This is a genomic window from Leifsonia aquatica, assembly GCF_014190775.1.
Taxonomy (GTDB): domain Bacteria; phylum Actinomycetota; class Actinomycetes; order Actinomycetales; family Microbacteriaceae; genus Leifsonia; species Leifsonia aquatica.
The window spans coordinates 70,807-95,821 of the sequence record NZ_JACHVP010000001.1 but is presented as its reverse complement, the minus strand read 5'-3'; the positions used below and the strand labels follow the sequence as shown (position 1 = coordinate 95,821).

19 protein-coding genes are annotated in these 25,015 nt (G+C 71.3%); 4 read left to right on the top strand and 15 right to left on the bottom strand.

Features of this window, described 5'->3' with window-relative positions; translation table 11 throughout:
• Positions 1-23: 23 nt before the first annotated feature.
• From FHX33_RS00425 to FHX33_RS00370, 12 genes are all read right to left on the bottom strand, one after another.
• A complete protein-coding gene (locus tag FHX33_RS00425; protein WP_039923737.1) occupies positions 24-776 on the bottom strand; it encodes an alpha/beta fold hydrolase in 753 nt (250 codons plus the stop codon).
• A gap of 34 nt (positions 777-810) precedes the next feature.
• The gene (locus FHX33_RS00420) at positions 811-1,584 is read right to left on the bottom strand and encodes a thiamine pyrophosphate-dependent enzyme (RefSeq protein ID WP_183428042.1); all 774 of its coding nucleotides are present in this window, start codon (positions 1,582-1,584) and stop codon (positions 811-813) included.
• A 68-nt stretch (positions 1,585-1,652) separates the two neighbouring features.
• Positions 1,653-3,854, bottom strand: a complete 2,202-nt coding sequence (locus FHX33_RS00415; RefSeq protein WP_021763486.1) for an MMPL family transporter — start codon at positions 3,852-3,854, stop codon at positions 1,653-1,655.
• A 101-nt stretch (positions 3,855-3,955) separates the two neighbouring features.
• Entirely contained in the window at positions 3,956-4,537 is a 582-nt protein-coding gene (locus FHX33_RS00410) for an isochorismatase family protein (RefSeq protein WP_021763487.1), read from the bottom strand.
• Between the two features lie 39 nt (positions 4,538-4,576).
• Positions 4,577-6,262: a D-alanyl-D-alanine carboxypeptidase/D-alanyl-D-alanine-endopeptidase gene (locus FHX33_RS00405; RefSeq protein WP_183428041.1), complete on the bottom strand. Its 1,686-nt coding sequence runs from the start codon at positions 6,260-6,262 to the stop codon at positions 4,577-4,579.
• A gap of 100 nt (positions 6,263-6,362) precedes the next feature.
• Positions 6,363-7,472: a Gfo/Idh/MocA family protein gene (locus tag FHX33_RS00400; RefSeq protein ID WP_183428040.1), complete on the bottom strand. Its 1,110-nt coding sequence runs from the start codon at positions 7,470-7,472 to the stop codon at positions 6,363-6,365.
• Positions 7,469-8,209 (bottom strand): sugar phosphate isomerase/epimerase family protein, encoded by a 741-nt coding sequence (locus FHX33_RS00395; RefSeq protein WP_021764087.1) that lies wholly within the window; start codon positions 8,207-8,209, stop codon positions 7,469-7,471. The genes FHX33_RS00400 and FHX33_RS00395 overlap by 4 nt, the downstream gene beginning before the upstream one ends.
• A gap of 8 nt (positions 8,210-8,217) precedes the next feature.
• On the bottom strand, positions 8,218-9,426 hold the full coding sequence (locus tag FHX33_RS00390) for a GDSL-type esterase/lipase family protein (RefSeq protein WP_183428039.1): 1,209 nt from the start codon (positions 9,424-9,426) through the stop codon (positions 8,218-8,220).
• 69 nt (positions 9,427-9,495) lie between these two features.
• On the bottom strand, positions 9,496-11,523 hold the full coding sequence (locus FHX33_RS00385; RefSeq protein WP_039921825.1) for a right-handed parallel beta-helix repeat-containing protein: 2,028 nt from the start codon (positions 11,521-11,523) through the stop codon (positions 9,496-9,498).
• A gap of 83 nt (positions 11,524-11,606) precedes the next feature.
• Positions 11,607-12,536, bottom strand: a complete 930-nt coding sequence (locus FHX33_RS00380; RefSeq protein ID WP_021762510.1) for a carbohydrate ABC transporter permease — start codon at positions 12,534-12,536, stop codon at positions 11,607-11,609.
• Positions 12,536-13,510: a carbohydrate ABC transporter permease gene (locus FHX33_RS00375; RefSeq protein ID WP_179699931.1), complete on the bottom strand. Its 975-nt coding sequence runs from the start codon at positions 13,508-13,510 to the stop codon at positions 12,536-12,538. The genes FHX33_RS00380 and FHX33_RS00375 overlap by 1 nt, the downstream gene beginning before the upstream one ends.
• Positions 13,511-13,605: 95 nt before the next feature.
• A complete protein-coding gene (locus tag FHX33_RS00370; RefSeq protein WP_051337056.1) occupies positions 13,606-14,967 on the bottom strand; it encodes an extracellular solute-binding protein in 1,362 nt (453 codons plus the stop codon).
• 176 nt (positions 14,968-15,143) lie between these two features.
• Between FHX33_RS00370 and FHX33_RS00365 the strand changes: the two genes are divergently transcribed.
• Positions 15,144-18,338 carry a GH92 family glycosyl hydrolase gene (locus FHX33_RS00365; RefSeq protein ID WP_183428038.1) on the top strand — a complete coding sequence of 1,065 codons (3,195 nt, stop codon included), beginning with the start codon at positions 15,144-15,146 and terminating at the stop codon, positions 18,336-18,338.
• 66 nt (positions 18,339-18,404) lie between these two features.
• On the opposite strand, the gene FHX33_RS00360 is transcribed toward FHX33_RS00365, so the two are convergent.
• Positions 18,405-19,577, bottom strand: coding sequence for an EstA family serine hydrolase (locus FHX33_RS00360; protein ID WP_021759284.1), 1,173 nt, complete (start codon positions 19,575-19,577; stop codon positions 18,405-18,407).
• A gap of 107 nt (positions 19,578-19,684) precedes the next feature.
• Between FHX33_RS00360 and FHX33_RS00355 the strand changes: the two genes are divergently transcribed.
• The 3 genes from FHX33_RS00355 to FHX33_RS00345 all read left to right on the top strand — a co-directional run bounded on the left by FHX33_RS00355 (position 19,685) and on the right by FHX33_RS00345 (position 23,002).
• On the top strand, positions 19,685-20,740 hold the full coding sequence (locus FHX33_RS00355; RefSeq protein ID WP_021759286.1) for a LacI family DNA-binding transcriptional regulator: 1,056 nt from the start codon (positions 19,685-19,687) through the stop codon (positions 20,738-20,740).
• A gap of 61 nt (positions 20,741-20,801) precedes the next feature.
• The gene (locus tag FHX33_RS00350) at positions 20,802-21,395 is read left to right on the top strand and encodes an RNA polymerase sigma factor (protein ID WP_021759288.1); all 594 of its coding nucleotides are present in this window, start codon (positions 20,802-20,804) and stop codon (positions 21,393-21,395) included.
• Positions 21,392-23,002 carry a hypothetical protein gene (locus FHX33_RS00345; protein WP_021759290.1) on the top strand — a complete coding sequence of 537 codons (1,611 nt, stop codon included), beginning with the start codon at positions 21,392-21,394 and terminating at the stop codon, positions 23,000-23,002. Before FHX33_RS00350 ends, FHX33_RS00345 begins: the two co-directional genes overlap by 4 nt.
• Positions 23,003-23,085: 83 nt before the next feature.
• On the opposite strand, the gene FHX33_RS00340 is transcribed toward FHX33_RS00345, so the two are convergent.
• Complete coding sequence (locus FHX33_RS00340; RefSeq protein WP_221209311.1) at positions 23,086-24,168, bottom strand: Lrp/AsnC family transcriptional regulator; 1,083 nt, start codon at positions 24,166-24,168, stop codon at positions 23,086-23,088.
• Positions 24,102-25,013 (bottom strand): alpha/beta fold hydrolase, encoded by a 912-nt coding sequence (locus tag FHX33_RS00335; protein ID WP_021759294.1) that lies wholly within the window; start codon positions 25,011-25,013, stop codon positions 24,102-24,104. Before FHX33_RS00335 ends, FHX33_RS00340 begins: the two co-directional genes overlap by 67 nt.
• Positions 25,014-25,015: the final 2 nt, after the last annotated feature.

The window sequence follows — 25,015 nt, the reverse complement described above, 5'->3', positions numbered from 1 at the left end:
GTACGACCCTCGCGGGCGGCTTCCTACACGCTGGCGGGAATCCCCAGGAACGGGAGGGCAGCCTGCTTGAAGGCGCGGGCGCTCAGCGTGGTGATGTGGTCGCGGCGCGGCAATCGCACGAGCCGGGCTCCGAGGATCTCCGCCGCAGCCTCGGCGTCGCCCGCGACGGGATCGACCTCACCCGCGACCAGCAGGGTGGGCAGGCCCGTCGGGCCGAGCGGAAGCGGATGGGTGCCCATCCCCTCTACGCACGCGGCCAGGGCGTCCAGGTCGACACCGGGCGCGCGGCGCAGGGAGGCCAGCAGCGGCCCGAGGGCGAAGTCGGGCGCGGCGACCTCCGCGCCGTGACGGATCGCGGCCTGGACCGCTGGGATGCCCCAGTGCCCGAACTGCTCGACGGTGCCGATCCCGCCCACGACCAGCCGGCGCACGCGGCCAGCGGGGATCTCGGGTACCAGCCCGGCGAGCGCGAGCGAGACCCAGCTGCCCATCGAGTAGCCGATCACGTCGACCTCCCCCAGCTCCTCCGCATCGAGCACGGCGCACACATCGGCGGCGAGGAGCGCGGGCGAGTAGGCGGCGGGGTCGTGCGGAGCCTCGCTCCCGCCGTGGCCGCGCAGATCGGGGACCAGAGCGCCCCGGCCCGCGGCGGCGAGCGCGTCCACCCAGCCCGTCGATTCCCAGGTCAGAGCGCCGGTGGTGGCGAAGCCGTGCACGAGCAGCACGGGATCGGGTCCGGGATGACGCGTGACGTGGAGGCGGAGGGGACCGGTCATGCCCCCATCCTCCCCCTCCGCCGGGCGGCCGGCGTCACGGCCGGGTGGTGCGCACCCGGGCGAACACGGCCTCCGCGAGCACGTCGACCGTGTCGGCCACGTCGGCGAAGAAGTCGTCGTGGACGGTGGCCGTCTCACGCAGGAGCTGCTCGCAGACCAGCAGCGGATCGCGGCCCGCCCACGCCCCGGGCTGCGGGAGGACCGGCTCGACGACACTCGGTCCTGCTCCGGCGCGGGCACGGTCGAGGGCGCGGGAGGTGGCGTCGTGGACCGCGAGGGCGTCCACTCCGTCCACCAGCTGCACCGGCATCCCCTGCACCCGGGACGGCCCGGCGGCGCCGACGAAGACGACGGGCAGCCGGGAGACGGCGGCGGTCGTCATCGCCTCGTCCACTTCTCGCGCCGTGCTGCCCGGGCCGAGCAGCACCAGGGCGACCCCACCCGTGCGGTCGAGCTTCGCGCCGAGCGCCCAGGCGACGGCGTGGGTGACCGGGGAGCCGTCGGCCGCCCGGCGGTCACGGGCCTGCAGGGCCAGCGACGCATCGGCACCGGTCGCGACGGCGACGCCGAGGTCGCGGGCGGCGGGGAAGGCCAGGTCGCGGGCGGGGTCCAGGGCGGCGGCGCTGCCGACCTGGACGGCCTCGCGGCCGGAGACGGGGCGGTAACCGTGGAGCTCGCCCCGGTGCTCCATGGCCCGCGCTCCGCCGTCGATACGGCGGACGGTCGCCAGGGTGCGGTAGAGGCGGCGCAGCAGTGCCGGGAGGCCCACGGGCGCGACGGTCACCGTCTCGAGGGTGGTCAAAGGCATGGCGACCACTCTCGCCCACCGGCGCGGACCGGGCAACGCGGGCCCGATCCGGCCAGCAGGTTGTCCAGCTAGTCGGAGACTCCGGCCCTCTCGTTGTGCAATGTGCTCTTCGCGAGCCGCGACGGCCACCAGATCGCGCGGCCGATGTCGTACGACAGCGCGGGGACGAGCAGGGTGCGCACGACCACCGTGTCGAGCAACACCCCGAAGGCGACGATGAAGGCGATCTGCACCAGGAACAGGATGGGGATGACGGCGAGCGCCGCGAAGGTCGCCGCGAGCACGATGCCGGCCGAGGTGATGACACTCCCGGTGACGCCCAGCCCGCGCAGGATCCCCGGCCGCGTACCGATGCGCAGCGACTCCTCCCGCACGCGCGTCATGAGGAAGATGTTGTAATCCACCCCCAGCGCGACCAGGAAGACGAAGCCGAACAACGGCACCGTCGCATCCGCCCCGGGGAAGCCGAACACATGGTTGAACACGAGCGCGGAGACGCCGAGCGCGGCGCCGTACGAGAGCACCACGCTGCCGATGAGCAGCACCGGCGCGAGGATCGACCGCAGCAGGAGCATCAGGATGAGGAGGATCACGCCGAGCACGATCGGGATGATCTTGACGAGGTCGCTCTGGGCGGTGTCGTTCGTGTCGAGGGCGATCGCGGTGACGCCGCCGACGAGCACGTCGGAGTCCTCCGCGGGGAGCGTCGACCGCAGCGTGCGGACGACGTCCTCGGCGGCGGCCGAGTCCGGTTCGGCGGAGAGGGTGGCCTGCACCAGCACGCGGCCGTCCTTGACGATGGGGTCGGCGGGTGTGCCGGACTGCGACGGGCGCGCGTTGCCGGCGTAGAGGGTCGCGGTGCTGATGCCGTCCGTCTTCTTCGTTGCGGCGAGCACGGCGTCGGCGTCCGCCTCCCGGGTCACGATGAGGACAGGCGAGCCGGACCCGGCGTCGAAGTGCTCGGCGAGCACCTTCTGGCCGTCCGCCGCGTCGGACTGCGAGAGCACGAGGTCGGTCTGCTCCACACCGTTGGCCTTGAGCTGCGTGAGGCCGAGCGCGCACGCGGCGAGCAGGACGAACGACACGAGCCACGTCACGCGGGGCCGTCGGGCGATCAGGCGGCCGACGCGCAGCCAGATGCCGCGGATGCCCTCGAGGCCGGCGATGCGGGGGCCGGCCTCGTGCTCGTGCCGGTGGTCGTGCTCGCCGACGACCTTCGGCCGGAACGGCCAGAACGACGCGCGGCCGAACACGGCGAGCAAGGTGGGAAGCAGGGTGAGCGCGGCGAGGAGCGAGAACACGATGCCGATCGCGGCGATCGGGCCGAGGCTCTTGTTCGAGTTGAGGTCCGAGAAGAGCAGGCACAGCAGCGCCAGGATGACGGTCGCACCGGAGGCCGCGATCGGCTCCAGCGCCGCCTTCCACGCCCGGATGATCGCGACCCAGCGGGAGTCGACCTGCTCCAGCGCCTCCCGGTAGCGGGCGACCATCAGCAGCGAGTAGTCCGTCGCCGCTCCGATGACCAGGATCGACAGGATGCCCTGACTCTGCCCGCTCAGCTTGATCCATCCCCAGAGCGCGAAGAGATAGACGACGAGGATGGCGGCGCAGAGCGCGAAGATCGAGGTCAGGAGCACCAGGAACGGCAGGAGCAGCGCCCGGTAGACCAGCAGCAGGATGACGAAGACGGCCGCGACGGCGACGAGCAGCAGGATGCCGTCGATCCCGCCGAAGGCGTTCACCAGGTCGGCGGTCAGCCCCGCGGGGCCGGTGACCCAGCCCTGGGTGCCGCCCGGGAGGTTGTCGTGCAGCGTCGTGCGCAGGTCGGCGACGACGGTCTTGACCGAATCCGAGTCGGCGATGGGCACGACGAACTCGACGGCGAGGCCGTCCTCCGAGGGGATGGGTCCGGCGACGCTCGTCGTCTGGTCGCCCTCGGGGGCCTGCACGCCCTTCACCTCGCCGAGCTTCGCGCCCAGCTTCGCGTAGTCGGCCAGGGCGGACGACGGGATCGCGGTGTCGGAGCGCACCACCACGATCGCGGGGATCGCATTGGAGTCGGTGAACTTCTGCTGCCAGTCCTGCACCTCGGTCGACTCGGCGCTGGCCGGCAGGAAGGCGGCCTGGTCGTTGCTCGAGACGCCGGAGAGCTTGCCGAACGTCGGGCCGCCGAGACCGGCCAGGACGAGCCACACCAGGATGAGGACCGTGGGCAGCACGATGCGCAGCCAGATCGGGGGTCGCGCCTGGGTCTTCGTCGGCTCGGTCACGTCATCTCCAATTAGCTAGCCAAGTTAGTAATCAGCTTAGCGCCGAGTTACTGCCGACGCCAGACTACCCGGATCGACGATCCGGGGCGAGCGGGTGCCACTCAGGAGGCGGGGACGAGCTCCGCACCGGCATGGGCCAGCTCCGCGAGGGCGGCCTCGGACGAGTCGGCGGCGACTCCCGCCACCAGACCGGTGAGCACGCGCACGTGCTGGCCGTGCGCGAGGGCGTCGAGCGCCGAGGCCCGCACGCAGTAGTCGGTCGCGATGCCCGCCACGTCGATGGTGTCGATGCCGTGCTCGTCGAGCAGATTGTGGACGGTCGATCCGGCGTCCGTCCGGCCCTCGAAGATCGAGTAGGCCGGGACGCCCTGCCCCTTGAGCACGTGGTAGTCGACGCGGGAGGTGTCGAGGGCCGGGTGATATTCGGCGCCCGCCGTGCCGGCGACGCAGTGCGCGGGCCAGGTGTCGACGAAGTCGGGATCCCCCGCCGTGGCGAAATGGCCGCCGTTGTCGGTGTCGCCGTCGTGCCAGTCGCGGCTGGCGACCACGACCGCGTAGTCGTCGCGGTGCTCGGCCAGGTAGCGGGTCAGGCGTTCGGCGACGGCCGCTCCCCCGGCGACGCCGAGCGCACCGCCCTCGGTGAAGTCGTTCTGCACGTCGATGATGAACAGCGCCTTGCCCATGCGGGCCTCCCTCGACTGGTCAGGGTGCGAACAGGCCGATCAGGTGTTCGACAGGTTGTCGCCGCACTTGTAGATGCCGGTGACGAGCGTGTCGATCGCCTGCTTGGCGTTGTCGCCCACGTTGCCGAGAGCGTACACGGCGAACGTGAGCGGAGTGCCGTCGGCGGAGTCGACGATGCCGGAGAGCGTGTAGCCGTTGTCGATCCAGCCGGTCTTGGCATGCACCGCGCCGCGGGCAGCGGAGTTGGCTCCCGTGAAGCGGTTGTAGCCCGGGCCGAGCGTGCCGGACTGACCGGAGACCGGCAGACCGTCGTAGATGACGCCGAGGCCGTTCTCGCGGTTCAGCACCTTGATGAAGAGCCGGGTCATGTACGACGGAGGCACGGCGTTGTTCGCGCTCAGCCCCGAGCCGTCGGCGATGTGGAGGCCGGCGGTGTCGATCCCGTAGCCGGTGAGGCCCGCGAGCACACCCGCGTTCTCGGCGTCGAACGTGTTGCCCGCGCCGTTCTTGATCGAGACGAGGCGGGCGAGCTCCTCCATGATCGTGTTGTCGGAGTACTTCATCGCCTGCTGGATGAGTGTCGTCACCGGCTGCGACTGCACGGCCGCGAGCTGGCGGGCGCCGGCGGGTGCAGTGCCCTCGGAGACCGGGACGCTCGTGCCGAGGTACTGCTGGAAGTACTGAACCGCACGGCCGACCGGGTCGGTGCTGCGCGGGGACTCGACCGCGCCGGGGTCGTCGCGGTCGCCGTCGACCATCAGGGCGGTCATGTACGGGGTCGATCCCTCGACGACGCGCTCCTCGTTCTCGTCCCAGCTGGGCTGCCAGACCGGGCCGCCGAAGAGGGAGGCGTCGACGACGATGGAGGTGATCGGCTGTCCGCCCATCGCCTGCTTGGCCTGGTCCGCCAGATCCTGGATGGACGGGGCGCCGGTGTAGAACGCGCCCTGGCCTCCGGGCAGACGTGACAGCGTGACGTCGCCGCCGCCGACCAGCACGATCTGGCCGGGAGTGCTGCCGGCCACGACCGTCGTCGAGACGCGGTAGTCGGGACCGAGGGTCGCGAGCGCCGCGGCAGAGGTGACGGTCTTCATGACGGAGGCCGTGGGACCGGGCGTGCCGCCGTTGCGGTCGAACAGCACCTCGCCCGTCTTGGCGTTGACGACCTGGGCCTCGAGGTTGCCGAGGCGGCCATCCTGAGCCAGACCGGCGACCGAGCAGGTGCGGATGCGGCTCGCGGCCGGCGCGGCGGCGGGGACCGGGCGCGCGGGGTCGACGGTGGGCGTCGGGGTGGGGGTGGGCGTCTTCGTGGCGGACGCACTCGCCGTCGGGCTCGGCACACCGGCCGCCGAAGCGGGCGAGCCGACCGTCGCTCCGAGGGCGACGCTACCGGTGCCGAGGACGACCAGCGCGGCGGCTCCGCCCGCGATCATCCAGGCGCGGGGGTGCTTGCGGATAGCGGTCATGATGCCGGCCGTCATGCCGGCGAGGCCGGCCGCCGCTCCACGACGCGGACTGCTCGCGGGAGTCGACCCCGTCGTCGCTGCGGCCTCGCGCTCGGCCGAGAGGCGCTCCGAACGGGTCGCGGGCGCGGCAGCGGGGACGCCGGCGTCGGGCGCTGCGGCATCCTGATCGAGGGAGGGAACGGGGGTGGTCGACGGGATCGACGGGTCTGACTCGGTGCCGTTCGGCAGACCGGAGTCGGGCTGGTCCGATTCGTGCATCCGGGTATGCTACCTGCCTTTTCTGGGAGCGTCACCCGTCAGGGGGTCACGGATGCGGCCGTCGGGCGGGAGGGAGACGCTCCCTCCCGCCCGGTGCGCCTCAGCTCGCGACGGGCTCCGCGGCGAGCGCGGACCACTCCGGGGAGAGGGCTGGCTGCACCTCGGGGCGGCTCTCGATCACGACGGAGCGTTCGGCCTCCCCCGCCTCGATCGTGGAGGCCATGGCGTCGAGCACGTGGTAGGCGAGCTCGCCGGTCGCACGCTCGGGACGACCCTCCCGCAGCGCCTCCGCCAGCTCGGCGACGCCCGTGCCGCGGGTGGTCGTCGAGCCCTCGGCCGCGATCGTGCGCGGTTCGTCGCCGTCGGTGTAGAGCAGCAGGTCGCCGTCGAATCCGTTGACGTCGGGGACGACCAGCGTCCCCTCGCTGCCGGCGATCTCGAACCGGGTGCGCTGCAGCTTCGAGTCGAAGCTGAACACGCTCTGCGCGCTGGTGCCGTTCACGAATCGGTACCCGGCGCCGACGTACGTCGGGACGGTGACAGGGAAGCTCTCGCCCGCGCGCGGCCCCGATCCGATGGTGCGGTTGGCGTGGGCGGTCCCGAGAGCAGCGTCGACCGAGGCGAACGGGCCGAGCAGCTGCACGAGGGCCGTCAGATAGTACGGGCCGACGTCGAAGAGCGGGCCCGCGCCGTCCTGGAACAGGAAGTCCGGGTTCGGGTGCCAGCTCTCCGGGCCCGGCGACTGCAGCAGGGTGAGGGCGGACTGCGGCACGCCGATCGCACCCGACTCGATGAGGCGGCGCGCGGTCTGCACACCCGCGCCCAGGAACGTGTCGGGCGCCGCGGCGACCCGCAGTCCGGCAGCGGCGGCCGTGTCGAGGAGGAGCCGGGCGCTGGCGCGGTCGAGCCCGAGGGGCTTCTCGCTCCAGACGTGCTTGCCGGCGGCGAGGGCCTGCAGTCCGACCTCCACGTGCACCTTCGGCAGCGTGAGGTTGACGACGATCTCGATGTCGTCGTCGGCGAGGAGGCGCTCGACCGATCCCGAGCCCGGGATGCCGAAGGCGGCGGCCTGAGCAGCAGCCCGGCTCTCGTCGAGGTCGGCGACGAAGCGCACGTCGACGCCCGGGAAGCGGGTGAGGTTGCCGAGGTACTCGGCGCTGATGACGCCGGCGCCGACCAGGCCGACGCCGACGGGACGGTGCGCGCTCATGCGGAGACCTTCTCGGTGAGGAAGGCGTAGCTGTCCGCGATCACCTGGAAGCGGTCCGAGCGGGAGTCGTCGACCTCCACGACGTGCAGCGCATTCGGCGCCGCCGCCAGGATCTCGGCGATCGGCAGCGAGCCGGAGCCGACCGCGACCTGGTCGATCTCGGCATCGGTGGCCGGGCCGTCCTTGACGTGGATGGCGGTGACGCGGTCGCCGAGCGTGTTCAGCAGTGCGACGGGGTCGATGCCGCCGACCGCGACCCAGTAGGTGTCGAGCTCGATCGCGACCTCGTCGCCGACGTGGTCCGCGAACACCTCGAGGGCCGTGCGGCCGCCGATGCGGGCACGGATCTCGTGGGCGTGGTTGTGGTACGCCAGGGCGACGCCGTGCTCGCGGGCTACGGCGGCGGCGGCGCGGAACTCGGCGGCGACGGCGGCGACCTCCTCCTCCGTGGTCCAGCGGTCCTCCGGCACGTACGGGTCGATCACGGTGGCGACGCCGATCTCGGCCGCGGCGCGGAAGATCTGCTCCTGGTCGCGGCCCAGCACGAGGTTGTGCGCGGTCGGGACCGCCAGTCCGGCGGCGGCGATCGCGTCGCCGAGCCCCGGCCAGGTGGCGAAGTCGTAGGCCTCGACCAGCTCGAAGCCGATCGCGCGCACGCGGGCGAGCGCGCCCGGCAGGTCCTCGGCCAGCGCCTCCCGGATCGAGTACAGCTGGACGGACAGGGGTGATGGTGACACGGTTCTCCTCAGTTCGGGGTGTCGGTTGCGGGGGTTGTGATGGCCGCGAAGGCGGCGCCGACGGGGGTCGCGCGGTCGCGGGCGAGGCGGCCGAACCGGTCGGCCATGAGCCGGTGCCCGGCGTCGTCGGGGTGGAGGTCGTCGGGCAGCCGGGCGACGTCGTCCGGGCCGAGGAGCAGACGGCCGTCGAGGAGGTGGAGGTGCGGGTCCTCCGGCTGCCGCGAGGAGACACCGGCGGCGATCAGGTCGCGGATGCGGGCGACGGTGAGCGTGCCGTCCTCCGGCGTCCATGCCCGCGGAGTGCCCCCGACCTTGCCGGGTGCGACCTCGCGGGTGGGCCCGGGGAGGTCCTCGTGCGAGGGCGATGTGATGGGCGTGATGACGAGGATGGGCGTCGCCGGATGCCCTTCGCGGATGAGGTCGAGGTAGTTGTGGAGGGCGGGCAGCAGGATGCGGCGGCGCATCCCGTCCACGTTGACGATGTTGATGCCGAGCTTGAGGGTGATGACGTCGGCCGGCTGGGCGGCGATGGTGCGCGCCACGAAGGGGTCGAGCAGGGCGTTGCCGGAGAACCCGAGATCGGTCAGGTCGAGGCCGAGATCGGTCGCGGCGCGCTGCGCCCACGGCCCGCGCGGTCCGTCGGCCTCCCCGCCGTGGCTGATCGAGCTGCCGTGGTGCAGCCACAGCGGTGCGGTCGAGTCGGGGGCCGGCCGGAGCGGAGCGTCGGCGCGCGCGGAGCGGACGACGACCTCCGCCGTGTGCGGCAGCCAGAGGGTGACGGGGCGCTCGGTGCGGCCGTCGCCGCCGAGCGCCCAGCGCAGCGTGGAGACGCCGCCCTCCTCGCGGCGGACCTCGCCCGCCGGGTCGCCGTGGATGAGCGTCCCCTCGGTCAGATCGATGCGGTCGGTCGCGCCGTCGTGGTCGAGCTCGAAGGAGGCGGGGCGCTGTTCGTAGCCGGCGGGGGCGGCGATCCGGGCGACGGCGACCTCCACCTCCAGGCGGGTGGCGGCCGTGACGAGGGCCAGCCGCACACCGAGTGTCTGGTCGGCCATCAGATGGATGGCGGGGCCGGCCTGGTGCGCGCGGGTCCAGCCCGGCAGCCGGCGCGGGGCGAAACCACCCTCGCGTTCGTCCAGCTCGATGGCACCGCGCACGCTCGCGGCGAGCGCGTCCAGCCCGGCGGGCAGGAGCGCGTCCGTCCTCTCGGTGATGCTCACGTGGTCCTCTCGGTGGTCTGGTGGTGGAGCGTCGTGGCCGCCGGGATGCGGCGGCCACGACGCCGCTGGTCACTTCGAGATCGTGATCGACCCGAGCTCGATGGACCACGCCGTGGTGGCGCTGATGGTCGCCTTCAGGTACTTCGTCCCGCTGGGCAGCGTCGCGGTCGGCGTGAAGGTCGTCGACGCCCACCCGTTGGTGGTCGCCGCCGGGGTGGTGTGCGCGGTGGCGACGTTCGTCCACGTCGTGCCGTCGGGCGAGCTCGCGAACGTGAGCTTCGTCAGGTCGGCGCTGAACTCGTACGCCGTCGCCGAGAAGGTCTTCATCCCGTCGAAGAGCCAGGTCACCGAGCCGGCCGAGCCGTTCGAGCGCGAAAACCGCGACGCGTCGCCGTTCATGTTGCTCAGCGGGGTCGAGGTGTCGAGGATCATGTTCGACGTGTGCGACGCGCTGACCAGCCAGCCGCTGGCGTCGTCGACGAGCGTCGGCGCCGCGGTGATGTTCTGCGCTTCGTGGAAGCCCCGGCTCGGCGCCGCGCTGGCGGAGACCGTTCGGCCGAAGTAGTCGTGACCGCCGTTCGCGGCGATGACCGCCCCGTTGCCGATCGCGGGCGATGTCGACTGGAGCTGGTATCCCGTCACCGAGGCGAGGCCGGTGGGAGCCGTCCCCGACGGTGAGACGAGCTTCGGATCGGTCGTCAGCTTGTGCGCGTCGGCCGGCTCCCCCGCGGGGTGGCTGCCGTAGAACACGTTGCTGTCGATGACGGCTCCCGCGACGTTCGGGTACAGGTAGTCGCCGCTGCCGTGGTTCTCCACGATGTTGTCGCGGAAGCTCCACGCGCCGGTGGTGGTGCCGTCGCAGCCGTCGCAGAAGATCGGCTTCGAGGTGGCGCCCGACGGGATGTACACGGTGTTGTTGTAGATGTCCGTGCCGGTCGGCACCCCGTACGAGAAGGTGAAGACGCCCTTCACGCCGCCCCAGCCGTCGTTGACGCTGAGGTTGTACCGGACGACGAGAGTCGACGAGTAGCCGCCCATCATGAGCAGGAACCCGCCCTGGTTGTCGTGGCTGTAGTTGTACTGGAACACCGTGTTGACGTTGAGCAGGTCGGAGTCGAAGCCCTGGCCGTCGGTGTCGTGGGTCAGGGTGCCATAGACCTCGTTGTACTGCACCGTGGTGTTCATCGAGCGGGTCGGCCAGAGCCCGGCCGAGGCCGCCTCGGTCGAACCGACGATCGTCTTCTGCCCGGGGTTGCTCACGACGTTGTTCTGGAGCAGCGCCCCGTCGGTGCCGAAGGTCAGGATGCCGTCGCTGTCGACGTTCTGCACGGAGTTCTGCTCGACCACGACGCCGGTGCTGAGCGCCGATTGGGTCAGGGCGTACGGGGTGGTCGTGTAGTAACTGGCGTCCCACAGCACGATGCCGGTGCGGCCGAGGTCGTGGACCGTGTTGCCGACGATGTGGACGTTGCTGAAGCTGTCCGACGCGCCCTCGGCGTACACGACGATGCCGCCGTTCAGGTGGGCGTCGACGTCGGAGCAGTTGAAGCAGCCGTTCACGTCGTGCACGTTCGTGCCCTGGATGGTGATCCCGTTCAGGGTCCCGCCGCCCGCATTGTCGATCAGGATGCCGCTGCGGGTGAGTCCCGGCGCGGCGAGGGTGCCGAAGTTGGCCGCGCCCGAGTCGTTGACCACCTCGAGCGAGCGGATGGTCCAGTCGTGCTGGTTCTTCAGCAGCACGGCGCCTCCGCCGGTCAGCGATCCGCCGTCGATCTTCGGTGCCGCACCGGTGCCGTACGCGTCGATCGTGATCGGGCTGGCGGCCGTCCCGGACCCGAGCGGGTGCAGTTGCCCGGCCCAGCTCTGCCCCCGCTTGAACAGGATGCTGTCGCCGGCGGCGAACGTCGTGGCGTCCACCTTGGCCAGGGACTTCCACGCGGTCGCCTGGGTCGTGCCGGCGGCGGTGTCGGAACCGGCCGCGGCATCCACGTAGTACGTGGTCCCCGCCGCCAGCGCGGGCGCCGGGATCGCGACGACGGCCGCGGCCGCGCCGATCCCGACCGCCGCGGCGATCGCGAGGGCTCTCATTCGGAACATGGTGATTCCCTTCTTGTCTGCGTCAGCGCACGGCATCGTCGCCGTGCACCGTGGTGCGACCGGGCTGGTGGAGCGTGGCGGCCTCAGTCCTTCATTCCGGAGGAGAGGCTCACGCTGGCGAGGAACTGGCGCTGGAAGATCAGGAACAGCACGACCGGCACGATCGTGGCGAGGAAGAGCGCCGCCAGGAAGACGGAGAGCTCCGAGGTCTTCTGCACGATCGGCAGGGCCACCGAGATCGGCTGGAGCGACGTGTCCGTCAGGACCAGGGAGGGCCAGAGGTAGTCCTTCCACGCGGCGACGATCGCGAGCAGCGAGACGACGCCGAGGATCGGCTTCGAGAGCGGGAGAACGACGTACCAGAGCACGCGGAGCGTCCCGGCGCCGTCGAGCTGGGCGGCCTCCATCAGGTCGCGCGGCAGCGCACGGAAGAACTGGCTGACGACCAGGACACCGAACGCGTTGGCGGCGGCGGGCAGCCAGACCGCCCAGTAGGTGTTCTGGAGGCTGATGCCGAACGGCGGAAGGTCGATCACCGTCAGATAGAGCGGGACGAGTGAGACCACGCTCGGCAGGAACAGGGTGGCGAGGATGGCGCCGCTCAGGAGGTTGCCCCACTTCGGGCGCAGGACCGCGATGACGTACCCGCCGAGCACCGAGACCGCCAGGTTGGCGATCCAGGCGCCGACGGCGACGACGACCGTGTTGCCGAGGTAGCGGCTCACATCCACCTGGTTCCAGGCCTGGAGGTAGTTGCCCCACTGGTCGGCGTGCAGCCACACGCCGAGCGGGTCGCGCAGCACATCCTGCGTGGAGTTGAGGGAGGCGAAGAGCAGCCAGAGCAGGGGCCCGGCGCCGGCGACGAGCACGCCGGCGAAGACGAGCACCTGCACGACGCGGACGGTGACGCGCGTGCGCGCCCGGCCCATGTCGTGGCGGGAGACGAAGGACCCCTCGGCCACGGCCTCGCGGCGGCGACGGCGGGTGCCGGGTGCGGTTTCGACGACGGCCATCAGTCCGCCCACCTCCTGGTCAGTCGGAAGTACCCCACGGAGAGCAGGCCGAGCACGACCGCGAGCATCACGCTCAGGGCGGTCGCGGCGCCGTAGTCGCCGTCGAGGAACGCGTACTTGTAGAGCAGCAGCAGGATCGTGGTGGTCGCGTTCTGCGGGCCGCCTCCGGTGAAGAGGAACGGCTCGGTGAAGATCTGCGCCGCCCCGATGATCTGCAGCAGCAGCATGATCATGACGATGCCGCGGATGGACGGGATGGTGATGTGCCAGATCCGGGAGCCGATCCCGGCGCCGTCGAGCTCCGCCGCCTCGTAGAGCTCGGGCCGCACGGACGCGATCGCCGCGAGGTAGATGAGCACGGACGTGCCCGCACCGGCCCAGGTGGCCTCCACCACGATGGATGGCATGGCCGACGAGACCGCGTTGAGCCAGGGCTGGGGCGGGATGCCCACCATCCCGAGGATGCTGTTGAACAACCCGCCGCTCGACGGATCGTAGAAGACCTTCCAGAGCAGGATCGCGACCACCGGGGGCACGATCACCGGCACATAGGCCAGCAGCGAGTACAGCCAGCGCCGGCGCATGGTCACCGTCGAGAAGATCACGGCCATCAGCAGCGGGAGCGGGAACCCGAACAGAATGGCCAGAAGCGCGAAGTACAGCGTGTTCAGGATGGCGGTGCCCAATAGCGGGTCGTGGAGCACGTAGGTGAAGTTGTCGATCCCGACCCAGTCGGGCGCGGCCACGTAGTTGTTGCGCTGGAAGCTCATGACCACGCCGCGCACGATCGGGAGCCAGGAGAAGTAGAAGAAGATCAGGATGACCGGCAGCGCCAGGAGGAGGGTGCTCAGTCCACCGCGGGTGCGCCAGCGGCGGAACCGGCCCGCCCGTGCGCCGCGCGCGGCCGTCGCCGGGGCGGGTGGGGGCGCGACCGGCCGCTGTCGCGGCGGGCGCTCTTCGATCGTGCGTGCCATGTCGTCTTCGTCTCTCGTGCCGCGCCGGCGCGGCGGGGTGGGGATGGGGAGGCTCCGGCGGCGAACCCGGTCGCGCCGCCGCCGGAGCCCGTCTCTCAGCGGCCCAGCTTGCCCTGGACCGTGGCAGCGGCGCTCTTCAGGAGGGCGTCGATATCGGCGTTCTCATCGGTGAGCACGGCCTGGACGACCGGGTCGAGCGCGGCGTACACGTCCTGTGCGTTCGCCACCGGCTCCGCCTTGACGGTCTGCTTGGCCGCGCGGTCGAGGTAGGGCTTGAAGTTGTCGACGGGGACGTTGTTCACGCCAGACACCCAGTCGAGGTACTGCGTGTACTTCGCGTCGCTCACGGCGGAGAGGCCGGGGATGGCGACGGGCGCGCCCTGCGCGGCGGCGGCCTCGGCGGCCTTCACGGCGTTGTCCTTGTCGGTGTACTTGTCGAGGTAGACGTACTTGATCCAGTCGACCGCGGCCTCCTTCTGGGCGTCGGACGCCTTCGGATTCACGATCTCGATGTTGCCGCCGGAGAGGGTGATCGGGTCGTCCGAGGCCTTCTCGGTGGGCAGCGACGCGAAGCCGAAGGCCTCGGGGGCCATCTTCAGCTGCTGCGTGAGCGTGCCGAACGCGTCGGACTGGATGACGAACATGCCGACGTGTCCGGCCGCGAAGTCCTGCGCGATGTCGGAGATGCCGACGAGCGCGTTCGCACCCATCGAGTCGTCGGTCCAGCGGAGGTCCTTGAGGTACTCGAGGGCGTCCTTGGTGGGGGCGGCGTCGAAGGTCGCCTTGGTGCCCTCTGCGTTCTCCATCGCGCCGCCGCGCGTGTAGGTCTCGGCCGTGAGGATCCAGCCGCCCATGTTGTCCTTGGTCAGCTGCGAGAACCCGGGCTGCCCCGTCTTCTCTGTGATGGTCTTGGCCGCGGCGCGCACCTCGTCCCAGGTGGTCGGCGGGTTGTCGGGGTCGAGCCCTGCCTGCGTGAAGAGATCGCGGTTGTAGGCGAGGCCGAGCGCGTAGGCCGAGGTCGGGATGCCGTAGGTCTTGCCGCTCTTGCTCGCGAGGTCGACCATCGAGGAGTTGAGCTCGTCCTTGACGCCGGCCTTGTCGAGCGAGGAGGTGATGTCGGCGGCCTGGCCGCGCTTGATCAGGCCCGCCATCTCGGTGAACGGCACGCCGATCACGGTGGGGAGGTCGCCGCCGGCGAGCTTGGCCTGGAAGGTCTGGGAGTCCCAGCCGGTCTCGCTCGTGCTGATCTTCCACTTCGGGTGCAGCTTCGTGAAGGCGGCGACCTGCTCCTTGAAGAGGGCGAGCTCGGCGGTCTGCGACGCGGCGGGCTGGTTGCCGATCACGAGCTCGACCGCGCTGTCCTCAGCGCTCGGGCTGGCGGAGCAGCCGGCGAGGGAGGCGGTGAGCGCGACGGCGGCGATGCCGGCGACGGTCGCGGCGATCCGGGTCAGTCTCATCATTGAAACCTTTCATAGGTCTTCGGGGGTTCAGTCCACGAGTTTCGGGTGTGCTCTTGCTGTGTACTTCGAGATCGTGTTTGCCAAAGCGCTTTATCATCGACAAGATGAAGCATGACGATTTCGACCCGACGTGTCAAGTGGCGGATCGGAAAGCCCCGAAGGAGCAGCCGACGATGACGCGTGTGACACTCTCCCCGTCGCCCGGACCCGAGCGGGCCCCCGCGGCCGCGGCGGGCGCCGGACTGCTCACGGACTCCCCGGTACGCGCCTCCTGGCCCGGCACGGCGAGCGGGCCGGGGCGGGCAGCGCTGCGCGGCGAGGACACGGTGATCGGACCGGACGACGAGTTGCGCTACGTCGTCCTCCCCGCCTTCGACGACGCCGCGCAGATCGGCGATGCGTTCCGCGCGACGGCCGTCGCCGTCGACCTGCTCTTCGATGACGGCACGCGCCTGCTCGACACGGCGCCCGCCGACCAGCACGGCCTCCCGGCCTCCGCGCGGGCGTCCTTCGAGAGGGCCGCGCTCACGCCGGACCAGTGGAACCTCCGCCGTGTGCCGCTCGCCGCACACGCCGGACGCCGCGTCGTCGCGGTCGAGATCGCGGTCGATGCTCCGGCGCCGGCCGGACCCACCTCCGACGAGCTCAGCGCCTGGATCGACGGCGCCGCGATCGGGCCCGCACGGCGACTTCCCGCGGACGCCTCCCCCGCCGACCTCGTGGTCACCACGCGCGGCACGCAGTCCTCCCCGACGGCCTCCCGCGGCAACACCATGCCGTTCGCCGGCCTCCCGCACGGCTTCACCCTCGTGACGCCGATGACCGACACGGCGAACCTCCACTGGAACTACACGTGGAACCAGCACTCCCCGCAGGGGAGACGGCCGCGGCTGCGCGGCCTCGCCATCTCGCACACGCCGAGCCTCTGGATCGGCGACCGCGGAGTCCTGCTCGTCTCTGCGTCCCGCGGGCCGGGCGAGCCCGATCCGGCCGGCGCCGTGTTCGACCACGACGACGAGAGCGCGCGGCCGCACCGCTACGGCGTGCGGCTCGCCGACGGCACCGCGGCCGAGGTGGCCGCGACCGATCACGGGGCGATCTTCCGCTTCGACCTGGGCGCCGGCACCGGCGAGGCACGGCTGGTGCTCGACCGTCTCGCCGGCGGCGCCTACGTGCTCGACCCCGCCGCACCGCAGGCCGTCCGCGGCTACGTCGACAGTCACGGTCCGCACACCGGGCGGCTGCCGCGGTTGTACGTCGACGCGGTGGTGGAGGGGCGCGTCGAGGAGGCCGTCGTGGTGCCCGGCATCGACGGCGCACCCGATCGCGCCGTGCTGCGCGTGCGTCCCGACGCGGACGGCGTGGTCACCGTGCGCGTCGGCACCTCGTGGATCGGAGCCGAGGAGGCCCGCTCCGCCCGGGAGTCCGAACTGCCGCCCTCGCGCAGCCTCGATGACGTCGCCACCTCCGCCAAGCGCGCCTGGAACGCGCTCCTCACCCGTGTGCGCGTCGAGGGGGCGACCGACGACCAGCTCGTCACCCTGTACTCCAACCTCTACCGGCTCTTCCTCTACCCGACCGCGCTCACGGAGGGGGTGGGGCTGGACGACCGCTACGCGAGCCCGTTCATCGACGCCGCCGACGAGGACGGCCCCGAGCGCAGCCGGTCCGCCGTTCGTCCCGGCCGCATGTACGCCAACAACGGGTTCTGGGACACCTATCGCACCTCCTGGCCGGGCTACCTGCTGTTCGCACCCGACCGCGTCGGCGACCTGCTCGACGGATTCCTCCAGCACTACCGCGACGGTGGCTGGACCGCGCGGTGGAGCGCTCCCGGTTATCTCGATGCCATGGTCGGCACCAGTTTCGACGTGATCTCGGCGGACGCCGTGACGAAGCACGCTGCAGGCTTCGACGCGGCGACCGCGTACGACGCCGCTCTGCGCAACGCGACCGTGCACCCGCCGACCCGGTTCACCGGCCGCAAGGGCCTCCGTTCCACGCTGTACCGCGGCTATGTCGCGAACGATCTCGACGAAGGACTGTCCTGGACCGTCGAGGGGGCGATCAACGACTTCGGGCTGTACGTGCAGGCCATGACGCTCGCCCGCCTGGCCCCCGCGGGCGGCGAGCGCCGCGCTCGGCTCGACGCGGAGGCCCGCTACTTCCATTCCCGGGCGCTCGCCTACCGCAGGCTCTTCGACCCGGCGACCGGCTTCCTCCGCTCGCGCACTCCCGAGGGCGGCTGGGAGGAGCCGTTCGACCCCGCGGTGTGGGGCGGCGGATACACCGAGACGAACGCTTGGGGCATGGCGGTGAGCGCCCCGCACGACGGCGCCGGACTCGCGCGCCTGCACGGCGGGCCGCAGGGTCTCGCCCGCCTGCTCGACGCCTACTTCTCGACCCCCGAGACGGCACGGGAGGAGCTGCGCGGCACGTACCCGTCGGTCATCCACGAGATGACCGAGGCGCGAGACATCCGCATGGGGATGTTCGGGCTGTCGAACCAACCGGCCCACCACATCCCGTACATGTACGCCTTCGCGGAGGCGCCGCACCGGCTGCAGTCCGTGGTCAGGGAGTCGCTCGCCCGGCTCTTCACCGGCTCGGAGATCGGCCAGGGCTACCCCGGCGACGAGGACAACGGCGAGATGTCGGCTTGGTGGCTCTTCTCGGCGATGGGCCTCTATCCCCTCGCCCCCGGCTCCGGCGAGTACGTCGTCGGGTCGCCGCTGTTCCCGCGACTGACCGTCGACATCCCGGGTGCGGGCACGCTCGAGCTCGTTGCGGAGAACCAGTCCCCCGAGAACGTCTACGTGCAGTCCCTGACCCTCGACGGCGAGCCGTGGGAGTCGCTGGCGATCCCGCACGCGCGGATCGCTCGGGATGCGCGCCTGGTCTTCACGATGGGCCCGGAGCCCTCGGCCTGGGGTGCGTCGCCGGAGGCGCGGCCGGCGTCGCTGAGCGACCTCGACCTCCCGCTGCTGGACGACGCGCTGCGGGGGGCGCGGCTCGCGCCCGGTGCTGCTCCGGATGCCGCCGCCCTCACCGACGACCTCGGAGCGACGACCGCCGCGCTGGCGACCGGATCCTCCGTGACCTGGGAGCTGCGGGAGGCCGCCGTCCCCGAGCTCGCGACGCTCACGCTCGCGGAGCCGGGGCGCTACGCCTGGCGGCTCGAGAGCTCCACCGACGGCACGGACTGGAGCACGGCCGACGAACGCGCAGAGGAGTCCGTCTGGGAGCACCAGCTGCGCGTCTTCACCCTCGCCGGGCGGCCCGCGGCGGCCGTTCCTGCCCGCTGGTGGCGGCTGACGGCACTCACGCCACTCCCCCTCGACCAGGTGGAGCTCCTCGCCCCCGCCTGACATTCGTGCCGAATGTCGTGAATGACGGCGGCTTTCGCGACATTCGTGCCGAATGTCGCGGCGGGCTCAGAGGCCGACGACGTCCTTGACGGCCGCGAGGATCGGGATCCAGCGCGGGTCGAGGCCGCCCTCGGGATAGAGCATCCGCTGGCTCACGAACCCGAACGCGACTCCGGTATCGGGATGCGCGAAGCCGAGGCGGCCTCCCATGCCCGAGTGCCCGAACGAGCCCAGCCCGATCATCGGGTTGAGCGGGTTGCTGATCTCGAAACCGAGGCCCCAGGCCGCGGGGAGGGGTGTCCCTCCCGTGCAGTCGGGCAGCAACGCGTCGGCGGCCTGGTTCTCGGACGCCTCGCGCACGATGCCGTCCGACAGCAGGCGCACTCCCTCCACCTCTCCGATGCACGCGGCGTACATGGCCGCGAGGCCGCGCCCGTTCGTGACGCCGTTCCCCGCCGGGATGACCGCTCGCCGGAACTCGGGCTGGTTGAACGGCTCGGTGCCCATCCGGTCGTCGACGCGGGCGAAGATCGGCGGCAGCTGGGCGGCGGACCGCCACGCGGCCTCGCACACGTCGCTGGCGGGCTCCGGCGGCCGGGGCGGCGCCTCCACCAGACGCGTGAGACTCGGCAGGTAATGCTCGTCGGCCGACGCGGGCTGGCCGATCCAGAAGTCGACCCCGAGCGGATCCGCGACATGCTTCGCGAAGTATTCCCCGACCGGCATGCCGGTGACCCGGCGGACGATCTCCCCCACGAGGAAGCCGAAGCTGAGCGCGTGGTAGACCACCCACTCGCGCGGCGCGTACTGACTCGGCTGCGCGGCGAGGGCGGAGGTGACGGCATCCCAGTCGGTCGCGCGCGTGATCGGTTCGAGATCGATGTACGGGAGGCCGACGCGGTGGGTGAGCACATCCCGGACGGTCAGCGCCTCCTTGCCGGCTGCGCCGAACTCAGGCCAGTGCTGGGCGACGCGGTCGTCGAGGCCGACGAGCCCGCGGTCGACCAGCTGCAGGAGGCACACGGTCGCCGCACCCTTGGTGATGGAGAAGCCGAGCGTGACGGTGTCGCGCTGCCAACGGGATCCCGACAGCGGGTCGGCACCGCCCCAGAGGTCGACGACGACCTCGCCGTGGTGGCGGATGCTCAGGCTCCCGCCCTCATCCGGCTCGCTCCCGATCGCCTCGGCGAACGCATCCCGCACTTCGCGCCACCCGGGCGCCACGAATCCATCGACCATGCGGTCACTCTACAAGAATTCGCCAAAGCGCTTTATCATCGAGTGGTGGCGCGACCCGCGCCTGGATAGGATGCGCTGAGATCCAGTGCAGGAAAGGGGGCCGATCCGTGGAGTCCAAACCGGTCAGACTGGTCGACATCGCCCGGGCGGCCGGCGTCTCGCTGGCGACCGCGTCCCAGGTGATGAACAACTCCGGCCGGATCGCCGACGCCACCCGTCAGCGCGTGCTCGCCGCCGCCGAACGCCTGGACTACCGCCCCAACGCCCTCGCCCGCGCCACCGCGTCCGGACGCAGCCGCACCATCGGCATCCTGGCCGAGAACGCGTCCGGCGCCTTCTGTATGCCCGTCCTGGTGGGCACGAACCGCACGCTCAGCCGCTTCAACCTCGCGAGCGTGCTGTACGACGCCGCGCACAGCGTCGACCTGCGGCACTCCCACTTCCGCGAGCTGCAGGCGCGTCAGGTCGACGGCATCGTCGTGATCGGCGACGGCGCCGACGGCGTCAGCCAATCGATCTCGCAGGAGTTCGCCGGCCCGGTCGCGTACGCCTTCGGCAAGTCGAGCGACCCCGCCGACGCGGTCTTCCTGCCCGACGACGAACAGGCGGGCAGGCTCGCCGCCGAGCACCTCATCGGACTCGGCCGTACGCGCCTGGTCCACGTCAGCGCGGAGGCCGAGCTCGCCACCGTCGCCGGTCGCGCGCGCGGGTTCGCGTCCGCACTCGCAGCGCACGGCCTGCAGCCCGCGCACGAGCCGATCCACGGGACCTTCTCCCGGGAATCCGGTTTCTACTCGGCCCGTCGCCTCATCGACTCCGGTGCGGGGTTCGACGGCATCTTCGCCGGAAACGATGCCATCGCCGTCGGCCTGGCCGCCGAGCTGCAGGCGTCCGGGAGGCGCGTCCCCGACGACGTCGCCATCGTCGGATTCGACAACACGGCGGGCCAGGCGGGCGAGCGCGAACTCTTCCTCACCTCCATCGACCCCCAGCTCGCCGCCGTCGGCTCGCGCGCCGTGGAGTGGCTGGTCGCGCAGCTCGACGACGACCAGGACGCCTCCAGCGTCGTCCCCTCGGTCGAGTGCACCCTCGTGACCGGCCGGTCGACCGTCGGCGGCCTCCCGACACCGCGCTCGCTCGTGCTGGAGCAGCTGCTGGCCTAGCCTGATCCCGGGGTCCGGACACTCGGATGGAACCTTTTCCGCCGATCGGACACTAAGGGATATGAACAACGCTGGAACGGACGAGGCCGACGCCTGGTCCCGGGCGCGGGACGGGGATCCGGACGCGTTCACGTCGCTCTTCGACGCGCATCGCGACCGCGTCTTCGGCCACGCGCTGCGCCTCGTGCGGCAGCCGCACGACGCCGAGGACGTCACCGCCATGGTCTTCCTGGAGGCCTGGCGCCGACGCGACGCCGTGCGCGTCGTGGACGGGTCGATCATCGCGTGGCTGCTGGTCACGGCGAACAACACGGTCCACAACCTCGAACGAAGCAAGCGCCGCCACCGCGAGGCGCTCGCCCGCATGCCCGAACCGGCGCACCAGCCCGACCACGCCGACGACGTCGCCGACGGTCTCGACAACCAGGAGCGCGACCGTCGCGTCCGGGATGCGTTCAGCAGCCTCTCCACGGCCGACCAGAACGTGATCACGCTCTGCGTGCTGGAGGAGCTGCCACTCGCCGAAGCCGCACGGACGCTCGGCGTCCCGGTCGGAACGGTCAAGTCCCGGCTCTCCCGCGCCAAGCGCCGCCTCGGCGACCTCGCGCTCATCCCCGACACGGTCCACCCCGCCTTCGAAGGAGGTGCAGAATGACCACCACCGGCCCCGTCTTCGACCCGGCGCGCAGCGCCGCCCTCCGCGACATCCTCCACGAGACCGTCGCCACCGCTCCCGCGCGTCCCTCGCGCACACGGTTCGCCCTCGTCGGCGGACTCGTCGGCGCCGCCGTGCTCCTCGCCGGAGGCACGGCCGCTCTCGCCCTCACGGGCGCACTGCACTTCGGTTCGCCTGCACCTGCTCCTGTTCCGACGACACCGACACCGAGCATCACGCCCACGCCCACGCCGACGCCGACGCCGTCGGCTCCGCGCATCGAGGTGAAGTCGGGCGTCGTCGTCCCGCACGACGTGGACACCCTCGCCCCGGCCACCCGGTGGGCACTCGACCTCCCGGGGCTCGACGACGGATGCCGGATGTCTCCGCAGGCCTACGACCTGAACGACGGGCTCGCGGTCTTCCTCTCCGGGATGCGTCCGAAGGAGTATGAGGGCGGCCCCTGCGCCGATGGCAGCCGTGACGAGAAGATCGGACTCACGCTGGTCGACACGACGGACGGCGAGGTCATCTGGCAGCGGACATGGGAGTACGTCTCCGACCCGGCGAACGCCTCTCAGGGCACGCAGTTCCGCATGCTCGGAACGTCGGGGCGCGCTCTCCTCACGACGGCCGACGATGTGAACGGCGCGCACGACGTGATCGACCTGACCACCGGCGAGACGGTCGCGACGTTCGATCCTTCGCTCACGTACGGTGTGCCCGTCCCCGGTCCGTCCGGAGACCTGATCGTCGCCACCGACCCGATGCGGGCGCGAGCAGAGCACGCAGGGACCATCTCACGCATCGACCCGCGCGACCCCGACCATCCACGATGGAGCACCAGCGTCGACGCGGACGAGCTGTCCGTCGCCTCGGGGACGCGCGATCCCAATGCGCTCCCGGTCCTCTACACGGTCGGAGATCCCGCCATCCGATCGGTCGCGATGGTCGACCTCGAGACGGGCACGCTGACGAAGGTGACCGGGGTGAGCGACTTCGACCGGAATCTGGATGTGGTGACGCTCTGGCGCGCGCAGGCGCCGGACGGCTCGTCGAGCACGGTCGCGCTGGACGACAAGGGCAACCGGCTGTGGTCGCTCCCAGCGACCGCCGGCTCGTACCTGGTCCCCGTCACGACGCCGGGCGCCCGGCCCGGGGACCAGTACTTCACCCTTCCGCAGACGGACAAGCTCGTGATCGTCGATCGTTCGTCCGTCCGGCTGACCGATCAGCTGACGGGCGACACGGTGTGGGAGACGTCGCTGACGGGATGCGACCCGGTCGACTTCCTCGGCGTCCCGAGCGCCTACGAAGACGCCTCTCGGGACGCGATCACCGTGCGTTTCCCACAGGATCGTTCGTGCTCGTTCGATCGTGAGACCGGAGAGCTCCTCCCGGCAGTGGGCATCCCGTACGACTATTTCGCCGCCTTCGGGGAGCGGAACGTCTACGTGAACCCGTTCGACTCCGCCGCCGGCACGGCCTACGACGGAGCGACGGGCGCAACCCTCTGGACGCTCCCGCTGCAGAAGGGTGAGCGCTGGAACTTCGCAGGAGGGTACCTGGTCCGGTCGTTCGGGAACCACGTGGAGTCGATCGGCTGACCGGCTCGCGGAGCGACTGCGGCTCCCCGGGACGAATGCGGCCGCGCGACGGCACGCAAACGTCCCGGGGAGCCGCAGTCGCGCTAGCCCTCGAGCGCGCCGACTCCGACCTGGGTGCGCCACCACGGGGTCTCCACGAAACCGCGCTTGAGGTAGAGCAGCTCCATCGCCCCCGTCCAGCCCTCGACGCCCTCCAGCGCCGACAGGGTGTGGGAGATGAAGTCGTTGAGCTCGGCGACCGACGGCGTGATCAGCTCGCAGAAGAGCGAGTTGTCGTCCAGGATCGCCGCGAGATAGCGCACGGCCGGGTACTCCGAGAGCGCGTTCGCCACCGCCTCCAGCCGCGCCGGGGCGACACGGACCAGCAGCAGCGTCTCGGCGCCCATCCCGAGCGCGGCGGCCGGGACGAGGGTCAGGATGTCGACGCAGCCCTTCGCGCGCAGGCGGTCGAAGCGGCGGCGCACGCTCGATTCGTTCATGCCGGTCTTGTCGCCGATCGACTGGAACGTCACCCGGCCGTCCTCGCGCAGCTCGGTCAGGATCCGGCGGTCGGCGTCGTCGAAGTGCGCCGGCTCGCAGTACTCCGGGTCGATCAGCGACGTCTTCTCCGACTCGGCGGGCAGCTTCATGGTCTCGGCGTAGAGCTGCCTGCTCCAGTCGTGCCGCACCTTGTAGACGTGCATGATGATGTCGCTGCGCCAGCGCTTGATGCCCGCGATCGACTGCAGCGACTGGATGAGCTTCGGATAGTGCGCAGCTCCTCCCGTCACGACGACCTCGGCCATGATGTCGTACTGGCCGGTCACGAGGGTGAGGAAGCGGACGTCCTCGTGCGCCACGAGCGCGGCCGCCACCTCCAGCTGCGTGCCCGGCCGGCAGTTCAGGCGCACGAGGAAGGAGTCCACCTGCCCCGAGCTGCCGAGCGCGGGGACGATCGCGATGCGCACGACGCCGTCGGCGACCAGCTGCTGACCTCGGCGCGCGACCGTCGCGGTCGAGCTGCCGACCATGTCGGCGATCGCGGTCCAGCTGGCGCGCCCGTCGTGCTGCAGGGCGACGATGATCTTGCGGTCGAGTTCGTCGAGGGTGTCGAGCGCCTTCACGCGTCCGTGCCCGACCGGGGCGGCGCGACCTGGTGCAGGAAGCCGCGTACGGTGGCCGTCCATTCCTCCGCCTCCTCGATCTGCGGCGAATGCCCCGATTTCTCGAAGATCGCCAGCCGCGCGTCCGGGATGAGCGAGACGATCGTCTCGCTGCACGAGACCGGGGTGATCCAGTCCGTGCGGCCCACCGTGACCAGGGTCGGAGCGCTGATCCCGGGGAGAGCCCCCTTCAGATCATAGTTCGGCAGGTTGTGGGAGAACGCGTAGTTGTGCGCCTCGTAGCGGTACGGGGTCGCCTCGACCTTGCGCTCGACCGCCGCAGGGTCGTAGACGAAGTCGTAGAGCGGGAGGATCTCGCGCCAGCAGTCGCGCAGGTCGGCGTCGTCGCGCACCCGGCCCTCGTCGATGCGGTCGAACTTCTCCATGTCGACGGTGACGCGGTCGGAGGCGAGCGCGTTGGCGCGGGACAGCTCCGAGTGGGTGTTGTCCGGCGCGGTGTCGCGCAGGACGAGGGCCCGCACGCGGTCCGGGTACCGGATGGCGTACTCCATCGACATGAAGCCGCCGTAGGAGCCGCCGGCCATGATGATCTGCTCGGCGCCGATCCACTCGCGGAGGCCGTCGATGTCGGCCGCCCACTGCTCGTGGCTGAACTCCCCCGCGCCTTCGCTCTCGCCCGACCCGCGTGCGTCGAAGACGACCACGCGGTACTCGTCGGCGAGGCGGCCGAAGCTGGCGCGCGGCTCGGCCCGCGAGCCGAGTCCGGGCGCCCCGTGGTGCGTGATGATCACTGGCGCGCCCTCCGGGCCGAGCACCTCCACGGCGAGGCGGTTGCCGTTGATCTCCACGAACTCGGCGGTGGTGGTCGCGGCGGCGAACTCCGGGGAGACGTCCTGGTTTCCGGTCACGG